Consider the following 12,585-nt stretch of genomic DNA (forward strand, 5'->3'; position numbering starts at 1 on the left):
GTAATGTGGCAAGACGTCAAGATGCTCAATGCGGTCAGCAGCGCGCTGCTGGCGCTGGTGGTGCTGGCCCTGCTGGCGTCGGGCCTGTGGTGGGTGGCGCAGCGGCCGATGTTTACGCTGCACACCATCCGCATCGAGAGCGCCAGCGAGTTGCCGCTGGAGAAGGTGAATGCGTTGACGGTACGGGCCACGGCGCTGCCGCGGATCCACGGCAACTTCTTCACCACCGACTTGTCGGCGGTGCGCGCGGCGTTCGAGGCGGTGCCCTGGGTGCGCCGCGCGATGGTCCGGCGCGAATGGCCGGACCGGCTGGTGGTGAAGATCGAGGAGCACAAGGTACTGGGCACCTGGGGCGAAGATGGCAAGTTGCTGTCGCAGAAGGGCGATGTCTTTACCGCTAACCTGGCGGAAGCCGAGGATGACGGCGACTTGATGGAATTCGACGGGCCGGACGGCAGCGAGAAGCAAGTGGTGGCGCGGCTGGCGCAGTTCCGCCAGTGGTTCGCGCCGATCAAGCTGGAACCGGAGGCGTTGCGACTGTCCAACCGCTATGCGTGGACGGTGCGGATGGACAACGGCATGACGGTGGAGCTGGGGCGCGACCAGGGCGAGGCCGTGCTGAAGGAACGCATCGACCGGCTGGTGGCGGTGTATCCGCAGTTGATGGACAGGTTGCAGGGCAAGATCGAAAGCGTCGACATGCGTTATCCCAACGGGATGGCGCTCAAGGCGGATGGAATGGTGCTGGCGGCATTGAACGGAAAGAAAAAATAAGCGGAACGATATGACAAAAGACGCAAAGAACTTGATCGTCGGCCTCGACATCGGCACCTCGAAAGTGGTGGCGGTGGTGGCCGAGGTGCTGGCCGACGGCCGGCATGAGGTGATCGGCCTGGGCCAGTCCGAATCCAAGGGGCTGAAGAAGGGCGTGGTCGTCAATATCGAAGCCACGGTCGAGTCGATCCAGCGCGCGCTCGAAGAGGCCGAACTAATGGCCGACTGCAAGATCAGAAATGTTTATACCGGCATTGCCGGCAGCCACATCCGCAGCTTCAATTCGAGCGGCATGGTGGCGATCAAGGACAAGGAGGTGACGGCGGCCGATGTCTCGCGCGTGATCGAAACCGCCAAGGCCGTCAACATCCCGACCGACCAGCAACTGCTGCACACGGTGCCGCAGGAGTTCATCGTCGACAACCAGGAAGACGTGCGCGAGCCGATCGGCATGAGCGGCATCCGCCTGGAGGTGAAGGTGCACATCGTGACCGGCGCGGTCTCGGCGGTGCAAAACATCGTCAAGTGCGTGCGCCGCTGCGGCCTGGAAGTGTCGGACCTGATCCTGCAGCCGATGGCCTCGGCCGACGCCGTGCTGACCACCGACGAGCGCGAACTGGGCGTGGTGCTGGTCGACATCGGCGGCGGCACCACCGACGTGGCGGTGTTTACCGAAGGCGCGATCCGCCATACCGCCGTGATTCCGATCGCCGGCGACCAGATCACCAACGACATCGCGATGGCGCTGCGCACGCCGACGCTGGAAGCCGAGGAAATCAAGCTGCGCTACGGCGTGGCCAAGCAGATCCTGGTCGATCCGACCAATACGCTGGAAGTGCCCGGCCTGGGCGACCGCAATCCGCGCACGCTGTCGCACCAGGCGCTGGCGGCGGTGATCGAACCGCGCGTCGAAGAGTTGTTCGCGCTGGTGCACCAGGTGGTGCGCGAGTCGGGCTACGAGGAAGTGCTGTCCTCGGGCATCGTGCTCACCGGCGGTTCGGCGATGATGCCGGGCATGACCGAGCTGGCCGAAGACATCTTCCTCAAGCCGGCGCGCCTGGGTACGCCGGAATACAGCGGCCAACTGGCCGACGTGGTGCGCAGCCCGCGCTACTCGACCGTGCTGGGCCTGCTGCAGGAAGCCAAGAAGCAATACCTGCGCGGCTACATCGTGACGCGCCAGGAGGGGTCGGTGAAAGCGGTTTGGCAGCGCATGAAGGAATGGTTCCTCGGCAATTTCTGAGGCGGCATTCCCAAGGTGATTCAGGATGTAAAAGGTTTGGCGGCAAATGGGTTTTGACAGCAAAGTCAACGGCAGTACGGTTCAGGGAGTTTAAGTTTTCATCGCAGTAGCAAGGGTCGGAAACAAACATTGCAGTATCGGTATTTTGGTTTTGGATTTTGGACGGACGCGCAGTTTTCAGTTGCTAGTCGTCACACCGCGTGATGCCTATCAACTGCCAGCTGCAGACACATATATTTAAAGGAGTCATCATGGAAATCGATATGGTCGACAATGCGACGCTCGGTACGATCATCAAGGTCGTCGGCGTCGGCGGCGCCGGCGGCAACGCTGTGCAGCATATGATCAACAAGGGGGTGTCGGGCGTGGAGTTCATCGCGGCCAACACCGATGCGCAAGCGCTCAAGCAGTCCAAGGCGCATAACGTGATCCAGATCGGCGAAACCGGCCTGGGCGCCGGCATGCAGCCGGACGTCGGCCGCCGCCTGGCCGAAGACACCCGTTCGCGCATCGAAGATGCGCTGCGCGGTGCGCACATGGTCTTCATCGCCGCCGGCATGGGCGGCGGCACCGGCACCGGCGCCGCTCCCGTAGTGGCGCAGGTGGCCAAGCAGCAGGGCGCGCTGACGGTGGCCGTGGTCTCCAAGCCGTTCTCGTACGAAGGCCAGAAGTGCATGGACATCGCCGATGCCGGTCTGGAAGAGCTGTCCCAGCATGTCGACTCGCTGATCATCATCCTCAATGAAAAGCTGGAAGAGATCTACGAGGACGACAGCATGATCGAATGGCTGTCCCACGCCGACGACGTGTTGAACAACGCGGTGGCCGGGATTGCCGAAATCATCAATGTGCCGGGCCACATCAACGTCGACTTCAACGACGTCAAGACCATCATGGGCGAGCAGGGCAAGGCCATGATGGGCACCGCGACCGCTGCCGGCGTCGACCGTGCGCGCGTGGCGGCCGAGCAGGCGGTGGCGTCGCCGCTGCTGGACGGCATCGACCTGTCGGGCGCACGCGGCGTGCTGGTCAATGTGACCGCAAGCCGTAGCCTGAAGGGCAAGGAAATCAAGGAAGTGATGGCGACCGTGCGCGCTTTCGCCGCTCCTGACGCATCGATCGCCCAGGGCATCGCCTATGACGACACGATGGGCGACGAGATCCGCGTGACCGTGGTGGCGACCGGCCTGGGCCGTGCCCGCAAGACGGTGCAACTGGTGCAGACCCCGGTGATGCGTACCGGTACCCACAATGAGCCGATGATGGCCGCCACCGGCATGATGCAAGGCGCCGCGCAACCCGCGGCGACCTTCGGCGGCCTGAAGGCGCCGGCGGTATGGCGTCGCGAGTCGGCTTCCGACACCGTGCGCGCGCTGGAGAAGAACGGCATGGAAACCTACGACATTCCGGCGTTCCTGCGCAAGCAAGCGGACTGATCGCAGGTTGTCCGGCCGGTAAGAACCTGTTCAAGGTGACGGCGAGAGTTGGGCAGATGTCATTTCAGGATGGCATGCAAGGCGCAAAACGCAGCCGGGCTGGTGTCCCGGCGAGGCTTTGCAACGCCGCAGGCCGCCTGAAAGGGCATTTGGACAAGCTCGTCGCCACCTTGAACAGGTTCTATAGGGCATACTAGCGCCGCGCCCCGAGCGCGGCGTTTTTTTGCCCGTGCGGGCCATCCAGACACACAACCAGACAAGGAAATATCATGACCATCAAGATCGGCGACCGCCTGCCGGAAGGCAACCTGGCTGAATTCATCGAGACCGAAACCGAGGGCTGTTCGCTCGGCCCCAATACCTTCAAGGTGTCGGACCTGGTCAAGGGCAAGAAGATCGCGCTGTTCGCGCTGCCCGGCGCCTTTACCCCGACCTGTTCGGCCAAGCACGTGCCGGGCTATATCGCCCACGCCGCGCAGTTCAAGGCCAAGGGCGTCGACGAAATCTGGTGCCTGTCGGTCAACGACCCGTTCGTCATGGGCGCCTGGGGCCGCGAGCAAAAGGCGACCGGCATCGTGCGCATGCTGGGCGACGGTAGCGCCATCTTCACCAAGGCGCTGGACATGGTGTTCGACCTGACCGAAAAGGGCATGGGCATCCGTTCGCAGCGCTACTCGATGCTGATCGACGATGGCGTGGTCAAGCAACTGAACCTGGAAGCGCCGGGCAAGTTCGAGGTTTCCAACGCCGAAACCCTGCTGGGCCAACTGTAAGCATCAAGGCAACTGGCCGTTCCTGCTTCGCGGGAACGGCCGAATTGGTTGCCTGGAACAACAAGTCACTTCCCGCTGACCCCGATTTGCAACACCCCGCGGCCTCGGCCCCGTCGCCTTGGCTATAATGCAGGGATGTTGAAACAGCGCACAATCAAGAATCTGGTCCAGACCGTCGGCGTCGGACTCCACTCGGGCACCAAGGTCGAGCTGACCCTGCGCCCGGCCGCGCCGGATACCGGCATCATCTTCCGCCGCATCGACCTCGATCCGGTGGTCGAGCTGCCGATGAGCGCAACCGGGGTGGGCGATACGCGCATGGCGTCGACCCTGACCAAGGACGGCGCCAAGGTGTCCACCGTCGAACATCTGCTGTCGGCCTGCGCCGGCCTGGGCATCGACAACCTTTACATCGACCTGACCGCGGAAGAAATCCCGATCATGGACGGCTCGGCCTCTTCCTTCGTGTTCCTGCTGCAGCAGGCCGGCTTGCAGGAGCAGGGCGCGGCCAAGAAATTCATCCGCGTGAAGAAGCCTGTCGAAGTGCGCGAAGGCACGGGCGACAAGGAAAAATGGGCGCGCCTTGAGCCCTACAACGGTTTCCGCCTGAAGTTCTTCATCGAGTTCAACCACCCCGCGGTGGACGGCACCGGCCAGATGGCCGAAGTCGATTTCGGCATCGATTCCTATGTGAAGGAAATCGCCCGCGCGCGCACCTTCGGTTTCATGCAGGATGTCGAAACCTTGCGCGGCATGGGCCTGGCCCGTGGCGGCTCGTTCGAGAACGCGATCGTGATGGACGAATACCGCATCCTCAACGCCGATGGTTTGCGTTATGACAACGAATTCGTGCGCCACAAGATCCTGGACGCCATCGGCGACCTCTACCTCATCGGCCATCCGCTCCTGGCCAGCTACGATGCGCACAAATCGGGCCACGGCCTGAACAACCAGTTGCTGCGCGAGCTGCTCAGGCACCCCGACGCCTATGAAGTGGTGACCTTCGATTCGCTCGACGATGCGCCGCAAACCTATGTGATGCAGGCCCGGCAGGAGTGGGCGCTGAACTGATTGGGCCGGCGCCGCGGAACCGCAGGATGCTCCGCGGCGCCTGCCAAAAGGCGTAAATTTTTTACAAGAAAAAGCGCCAGGCGGGTTTTCTAGCCGGAAACAACCCCGTTTTCCCTTCCTTGTTTCTCTTATGCGCGCGCCTTGCGGCGGCGTACCATGGCGTCGATGGCATCCTTGAGCCCTTGGCTGCGCGGGTCGTTGGACAGCGCATTGCTGAGTTCGGCGAAGGACGACAGCGCGCCGTCAGTCAGTTCGAGTACCCGCTTGGGAGCGGGCGGCGGGGCGATCCTGCCAACTTGCACTTTGATTCGGATTGAATTAACCTGCCATCCGTCTTTTTGCAAGCGGTCTTGCAGCGTGGGGAGCTGTTGTTTGAGCCGGGCCGCCAATGCTGCGTTGGGCGCGCTCATCACCAGCGCGCCTGCTTCGAAATTCAATATCTCGCACGCGGCAAACATCGTGGGCAGGGTAGCGGCGCATGCCTTTTGCAGCGTGTTCATGCGCGAGAGGGCCGGCAACAGTGCCGCCATCGCCGAATTCGACCGCAAGAAATCTGAAGCGTCTTTCGTGCTCTTCGCCATGCGTTGAGCGCTCGAGAGGCTTGGCCGATAAGGGGTGAACGTGGATGGATACTTCATCTTTAAACCTTATCACATCCGGTTGCTAGCCGGCCGGAGTCCAAGGAGCAAAGATGCAAATTATCCTGTTGCACCCCCGTTTCACCAGGGCCCGCTCCGTCACGCTGGGGTCGAAACACCTGTTCATCATGCTGGTCCTGCTGATGGGCGTGATCGCAGGGGGCTCGGTGCTGGTCTCCTACCTCTTGCTGCGCCATGCGGCCGACGCCGATGCCTCGCCCATGTTCCACAATCTGGCCATCTCGATGAACCGCCAGGAAGACGACCGCAAGGAAAAATACCTCAAGGAAAACCTGGCCATGATGGCCGTCAAGGTCGGCGAGATGCAGGCCCAGATGATGCGCCTGGATGCGCTGGGCGAGCGGGTGCAGGGCCTGGCCGGCATCCGCCCCGAGGAATTCAATTTCAAGGAATTGCCCGGTCGCGGCGGCGCCGAGACTTCCAGCATCGCCGGCCCGGGCCGCGACGTCGGCATGGATGAGCTGCTCCGGATGCTCGATTCGCTGGTGGTCGATGCCGGCCACCGCACCGACTACCTCAATGCGGTCGAGTCGACGCTGATGAGCGACAAGATCAAGTCGCGCCTGCTGCCGACCAACCAGCCGGTCAATGTGGCCTACAACTCGTCGAGCTTCGGCTGGCGCCTGGATCCTTTCACCGGCCATAACGCTTTCCATGAAGGCCTGGACTTTCCCGCGCCGGTCGGCACCCGGATCGTGGCGGCGGCGGCCGGGGTGGTGATTGCCTCCGAGTATCATTACCAGTTCGGCAACATGCTGGAAATCGACCACGGCAACAACATCATCACGCGCTATGCCCATGCCTCGCAGCTGTATGTGAAGGTCGGCGACATCGTCAAGCGCGGCCAGCATGTGGCCGATGTCGGTTCGACCGGCCGCTCGACCGGGGCCCACCTGCATTTCGAGGTGCGCATCCGCGGCATCGCCCAGGACCCGCGCAAGTTCCTGGCGCTGGGCGCGGCCGGCGGCACCCAGCCCAAGCCGGCGCCGGTGTTCGTCGCGGGCCGCTGAACCGGCCCGGATTGCCTGCCGATGGCCGGATTGGCGGCCAAAATGCCCGCAAAACCCGCCCGTTGGCGGGTTTTTCTATTGAATCTTTGCAATCGGGCCCGATCTACAGGCGATGCAGCCGGCCGGCGGCCCGGGAAAGCCATCGCCATGGGCCTGCGTGCTAAAATCCACGGTTTATTATTGGGCGTTCTTTCGGCCGGGTGCCAAACGTCTGCCTGCCGGATCTTTCATCGGCGCTTTTATAGAATCCAAGCATGTCATTACTGACCAAGATTTTCGGTAGCCGTAACCAGCGGTTGCTCAAACAATATCAAAAAATCGTCCGCCAGATTAATGCGCTGGAACCGTCGGTCGAGAAGCTGGCGGATGCCGAACTTCAAGCCAAGACGCCCGAATTCAGGCAACGCATCGCCAACGGCGAGACGCTCGACGCGGTCCTGCCGGAAGCCTTCGCGGTGTGCCGCGAGGCCAGCCGCCGGGTACTCAAGATGCGCCACTTCGACGTCCAGCTGATGGGCGGCATGGCGCTGCATTTCGGCAAGATCGCCGAAATGCGCACCGGCGAGGGCAAGACCCTGATGGCGACCCTGCCGGCCTACCTGAATGCGCTGGGCGGCCGCGGCGTGCACGTGGTGACCGTCAACGATTACCTGGCGCAGCGCGACGCCGACGACATGGGCCGCCTGTACGGCTGGCTCGGCCTTTCCACCGGCGTGAACCTGTCGCAGATGGAACACGACGTCAAGCAGCAGGCCTACGCCTCCGACATCACCTACGGCACCAACAACGAGTTCGGTTTCGATTACCTGCGCGACAACATGGTGTTCGACGCCGAAGACCGCGTGCAGCGCAGCCTCAATTTCGCCATCGTCGATGAAGTCGACTCGATCCTGATCGACGAGGCGCGCACCCCGCTGATCATCTCCGGCCAGGCCGAGAACCACACCGAGCTGTACCACAAGATGAACGCGGTGCCGCCGCTCCTGACGCAGCAGATCGGCGAAGAGACGCCGGACGGCAAGGGCAAGGTCGAAGTCCCGGGCGACTACACCAAGGACGAGAAGAGCCACCAGGTGCTGCTGACCGAGGCCGGCCACGACAAGGCCGAAGAGATCCTGACCCAGATGGGCCTGCTGCCGGAAGGCGCCTCGCTGTACGACGCCGCCAACATCACGCTGATCCACCACCTGTACGCCGCCCTGCGCGCGCACACGCTGTACCACAAGGACCAGCACTACGTGGTGCAGAACGGCGAGGTCACCATCGTCGACGAATTCACCGGCCGCCTGATGACCGGCCGTCGCTGGTCCGACGGCCTGCACCAGGCGGTCGAAGCCAAGGAAGGCGTGAAGATCCAGAACGAGAACCAGACCCTGGCCTCGATCACCTTCCAGAACTACTTCCGCATGTACGCCAAGCTGTCCGGCATGACCGGCACGGCCGACACCGAAGCCTACGAATTCCAGGAAATCTACAAGCTGGAAACCGTGGTGATCCCGCCCAACCGCCCGAACGCGCGCAAGGACCGCCAGGACCAGGTCTACAAGACCGCGCAAGAGAAGTACCAGGCGATGCTCAAGGATATCCAGGATTGCTACGAGCGCGGCCAGCCGGTGCTGGTGGGCACCACCTCGATCGAGAATTCCGAGCTGCTGTCGGGCATCCTGAACAAGGCCAAGCTGCCGCACAACGTGTTGAACGCCAAGCAGCACGCGCGTGAAGCGGAGATCGTGGCCCAGGCCGGCCGGCCCAAGATGATCACCATCGCCACCAACATGGCCGGCCGCGGCACCGACATCGTGCTGGGCGGCAATGTGGGCAAGCAGATCCAGCTGATCGAAGCCGACGCCGCGCTGCCGGACGCCGACAAGGCGGCCCGCGCCAAGCAACTGGGCGACGAATGGCAGTCGCTGCACGACCACGTGGTCAACGCCGGCGGCCTGCACATCATCGGCACCGAGCGCCACGAGTCGCGCCGCGTCGACAACCAGTTGCGCGGCCGTTCGGCGCGCCAGGGCGACCCGGGTTCCTCGCGCTTCTACCTTTCCCTGGATGACGCGCTGTTGCGCATCTTCGCCGGCGACCGCGTGCGCGCCATCATGGAGCGCCTGAAGATGCCGGAAGGCGAGCCGATCGAAGCGGGCATCGTTACGCGCTCGATCGAATCGGCCCAGCGCAAGGTCGAAGCGCGCAACTTCGACATCCGCAAGCAACTGCTCGAATACGACGACGTCGCCAACGACCAGCGCAAGGTGATCTACCAGCAACGCAACGAACTGCTGGAGTCGGCCGAGATGGCCGAGATGATCGCCTCGCTGCGCGAAGGCGTGTTCACCGACCTGTTCCGCCAATACGTGCCGGCCGAGTCGATGGAAGAGCAGTGGGACATTCCCGGCCTGCAAGCCGTGCTGAAGAGCGAATGGCAGCTCGACGTGCCGCTCGACGCCATCCTGGAAGCCGAACCCGACCTGTCGGACGAGGACCTGCTGGAGCGCGTGCTCACGATCGCCCGCGAAACCTACGACGCCAAGGTCGCCGTGGTCGGCACCGAATCCTTCGCCGGTTTCGAGCGCAGCGTCATGCTGCAGAGCATCGACAACCACTGGCGCGAACACCTGGCCGCGCTGGACCACCTGCGCCAGGGCATCCACCTGCGCGGTTACGCGCAGAAGAACCCGAAGCAGGAATACAAGCGCGAAGCCTTCGAACTGTTCGCCCAGATGCTGGACCTGATCAAGAACGAAGTGATCAAGGTCGTGATGACGGTGCGCATCCAGAGCCGCGAAGAAATCGAAGCCGCCGAGGAAAGCCTGGCCGAAGGCGTGGCGCTGGAGAACGTGCATTACCAGCACGCCGACTTCGACGCCAACGCCGCGCCGGAAGAGTTGCTGGCGCCGACCGCGGCCAGCGAAGCGCCGGATACGGCGGACCTGCCCAAGGTCGGCCGCAACGACCCTTGCCCTTGCGGCAGCGGCAAGAAGTACAAGCAGTGCCACGGCAAGCTGGCCTGATCCAGCGCGCCAGCCCGCGAATCTGTTCTGAAGAAAGAAGCCGTTCACCATCGATGTGGTGAACGGTTTTTTTTCGACCTCGTTGATGGGAGAACAACAAAATGCAAACCGCCAAGCTTTCCCCGATAGCGTCCGCAATCCTTGCCGCCCTTGCCGCCCTTGCCGCCGGGCTGCTGGCCGGCTGTGCCTCCATCCCGATGCCGGAATGGAAGGGCGCCGCCGATCCCGGCTATGTGCCGGTGCGCCCGGTCCAGGTTGAACCGGTTGTGACCGCGGTGCCCGCCGTGGCCATCAGCACCGCGCCGCCCACCCGCGCGGCGCTGGTGGAGGCGGCCAAGACCGAATGGGACTTCTTCGGCAACCAGCAGATCGACATGCGCCACGAGCCCTTCAGCGCGCCGCGCCTGGGTTTGCTGGAAGATGAGGGCGAGGCGGTGCAGCGCGTCGCCGAATATTGGCATGCGGTCGGCAAGAACCTTACCGGCGCCGATTGCCAGCAAGCCTGGTCGGCCGCCTTCATTTCCTGGCTGATGGTCAGTTCCAACGTGGCGCCGCAGGATTTCGCGCCCAGCGAAACCCATTTCAACTACCTGAGCTTCCTCCGGCAGCGCGAATCGCGTCCGTCGCCGCAGTTCGTGCTGCGCCCGGCCGCCAGCGAGCCCATTGCGCCGGGCGACTTGCTCTGCGCGCCGCGCGGCAGCAACGCGGCCACCACGCTCGACGAGATCCAGCCCGGCCTGGCAGGGCATTGCGACATGGTGGTGGAGGTGCACGCGGACGAAGGCTGGGCCGGGGTGATCGGCGGCAACGTGTTCAACTCGGTGTCCGAATCGCTGATCCCGGTGGATGCGCAGGGCCGCGCGCTCCCGATTTCCCAGCGGCCGTGGCTGGCGGTGGTGAAGAATCTGCTGCCATGAGGAGCGGCGCTTGCTGACCTTGGCGGAAATCCTGCTCGGGCCGGTGTTGCCGGCCCAGGCCAAATGGCTGCGCATGACCGCCGAGATCATCGAGGACGGCCTGGCTGGCGCCTGATTTCACGCCGCTGTCATCGGCCGGCCGGTGAAAGTGTTTAAAATAGGCGCTTTGATTTTTCGCTGAAAGCACGCCATGGCCGTCAATTCCCCGATTCCCGTCTCTTCCGACCTGCAAGCCGTCGCCGGCATCGAACTCGGCCATGCCGAGGCCGGCGTGCGCAAGGCCAACCGCAAGGACTTGCTGGTGCTGAAACTGGCGCCCACGGCGACGGTGGCCGGCGTGTTCACCAAGAACCGCTTCTGCGCGGCGCCGGTGCAGGTCTGCAAGACCCACCTGGAACAAGTGAAGGACGGCGCGCCGATCCGCGCGCTGGTGATCAATACCGGCAATGCCAACGCCGGCACCGGCGCAGAGGGCCTGCAGCGCGCCAACGCCACCTGCGAAGCGCTGGCCGGCCTGCTGGGTTGCGCGCCGTCGCAGATCCTGCCGTTCTCGACCGGCGTGATCCTGGAGCCGCTGCCGGTTGACCGTATCGTGGCCGGCCTGCCGCAGGCTATCGGCAACCTCAAGGCCGACAACTGGTTCAACGCCGCCGAATCCATCATGACCACCGACACCCAGCCCAAGGCGGCGTCGCGCACCGTCACCATCGGCGGCAAGAAAGTGGTGATGACCGGCATCAGCAAGGGGGCCGGCATGATCAAGCCCAACATGGCGACCATGCTGGGCTTCCTGGCCTTCGACGCGAAGCTGCCGCAGGCGCTCTTGAACCAGCTGGTCAAGGACGCCGCCGACCATTCGTTCAACTGCATCACCATCGATGGCGACACCTCGACCAACGACTCCTTCATGCTGATCGCCACCGGCGCCGGCGAGCTGGAGATCGCCAGCGCCGACAGCCCCGAATACCAGCAACTGGCTGCGGCCGTGACCGAACTGTCGCAGAACCTGGCGCACCAGATCGTGCGCGACGGCGAAGGCGCCACCAAGTTCATCGAAGTGGCGGTGGAAGACGGCAAGAGCGTCGAGGAATGCCGCCAGATCGCCTACTCGATCGGCCACTCGCCGCTGGTCAAGACCGCCTTCTTCGCCTCCGACCCGAACCTGGGCCGTATCCTGGCCGCCATCGGCTACGCCGGCGTGGACGACCTGGACGTGTCCAAGATCAACCTGTGGCTGGATGAGGTGTGGGTCGCCAAGGACGGCGGCCGCAACCCCGACTACCGCGAGGAAGACGGCCAGCGCGTCATGAAGAAGGCCGAGATCGTGGTGCGCGTGAAGCTGGCGCGCGGCACGGCCAAGGCCTCGATCTGGACTTGCGACTTGTCGCACGACTACGTCTCGATCAACGCCGATTACCGCTCGTGAACCTCGCGCGGGCGCTATTGGGGCGATCTGCGGCGTTGCAAAGCCTCGCCAGACGCCAGTCTGGCTGCGTTTTGCGCCTTGCATCTCATCCCCAATAGCACCCGCGCGACGTCCACGAGTGTGATGGAAATACCGTGTTTTGTTGTGTTGTCCCGGGATGGTGGCGGCAACATGAATGCCCGGAACCCTCGGAAGAATTTAATTCACTCAGGCGCTGGCCGCTTTGCGTCAAAATGGCGCTAACCATCGTTCCCAGACTTATTCA

The 12,585-nt window shown here is 63.5% G+C and carries 10 protein-coding genes; 9 read left to right on the forward strand and 1 reads right to left on the reverse strand.

Annotation, left to right across the window (positions count from 1 at the left end; all coding sequences use genetic code 11):
- The first annotated feature begins 3 nt into the window (after positions 1-3).
- The 5 genes from AC07N6_RS01080 (at position 4) to lpxC (ending at position 5,297) form a co-directional block, all read left to right on the forward strand.
- Complete coding sequence (locus tag AC07N6_RS01080) at positions 4-774, forward strand: cell division protein FtsQ/DivIB (protein WP_494780484.1); 771 nt, start codon at positions 4-6, stop codon at positions 772-774.
- A 10-nt stretch (positions 775-784) separates the two neighbouring features.
- Positions 785-2,017 carry a cell division protein FtsA gene (ftsA, locus tag AC07N6_RS01085; RefSeq protein ID WP_050468997.1) on the forward strand — a complete coding sequence of 411 codons (1,233 nt, stop codon included), beginning with the start codon at positions 785-787 and terminating at the stop codon, positions 2,015-2,017.
- Positions 2,018-2,268: 251 nt separating this feature from the next.
- Entirely contained in the window at positions 2,269-3,453 is a 1,185-nt protein-coding gene (ftsZ, locus tag AC07N6_RS01090; protein WP_144769434.1) for a cell division protein FtsZ, read from the forward strand.
- A gap of 269 nt (positions 3,454-3,722) precedes the next feature.
- On the forward strand, positions 3,723-4,226 hold the full coding sequence (locus AC07N6_RS01095) for a peroxiredoxin (RefSeq protein WP_494780485.1): 504 nt from the start codon (positions 3,723-3,725) through the stop codon (positions 4,224-4,226).
- Between the two features lie 135 nt (positions 4,227-4,361).
- Positions 4,362-5,297: a UDP-3-O-acyl-N-acetylglucosamine deacetylase gene (lpxC, locus tag AC07N6_RS01100; protein WP_494780486.1), complete on the forward strand. Its 936-nt coding sequence runs from the start codon at positions 4,362-4,364 to the stop codon at positions 5,295-5,297.
- Between the two features lie 128 nt (positions 5,298-5,425).
- On the opposite strand, the gene AC07N6_RS01105 is transcribed toward lpxC, so the two are convergent.
- Positions 5,426-5,935 carry a DciA family protein gene (locus AC07N6_RS01105; RefSeq protein WP_494780487.1) on the reverse strand — a complete coding sequence of 170 codons (510 nt, stop codon included), beginning with the start codon at positions 5,933-5,935 and terminating at the stop codon, positions 5,426-5,428.
- A 53-nt stretch (positions 5,936-5,988) separates the two neighbouring features.
- Between AC07N6_RS01105 and AC07N6_RS01110 the strand changes: the two genes are divergently transcribed.
- The 4 genes from AC07N6_RS01110 (at position 5,989) to argJ (ending at position 12,320) form a co-directional block, all read left to right on the forward strand.
- On the forward strand, positions 5,989-6,966 hold the full coding sequence (locus AC07N6_RS01110; protein WP_494780488.1) for a M23 family metallopeptidase: 978 nt from the start codon (positions 5,989-5,991) through the stop codon (positions 6,964-6,966).
- A 254-nt stretch (positions 6,967-7,220) separates the two neighbouring features.
- The gene (gene secA / locus AC07N6_RS01115; RefSeq protein ID WP_494780489.1) at positions 7,221-9,977 is read left to right on the forward strand and encodes a preprotein translocase subunit SecA; all 2,757 of its coding nucleotides are present in this window, start codon (positions 7,221-7,223) and stop codon (positions 9,975-9,977) included.
- 101 nt (positions 9,978-10,078) lie between these two features.
- Entirely contained in the window at positions 10,079-10,894 is an 816-nt protein-coding gene (locus AC07N6_RS01120) for a DUF2272 domain-containing protein (RefSeq protein ID WP_494780490.1), read from the forward strand.
- Positions 10,895-11,084: 190 nt separating this feature from the next.
- Positions 11,085-12,320: a bifunctional glutamate N-acetyltransferase/amino-acid acetyltransferase ArgJ gene (gene argJ, locus AC07N6_RS01125; RefSeq protein WP_494780491.1), complete on the forward strand. Its 1,236-nt coding sequence runs from the start codon at positions 11,085-11,087 to the stop codon at positions 12,318-12,320.
- Positions 12,321-12,585 lie beyond the last annotated feature (265 nt).

It is taken from the genome of Herbaspirillum sp. GW821-FHT09A12 (assembly GCF_059418325.1).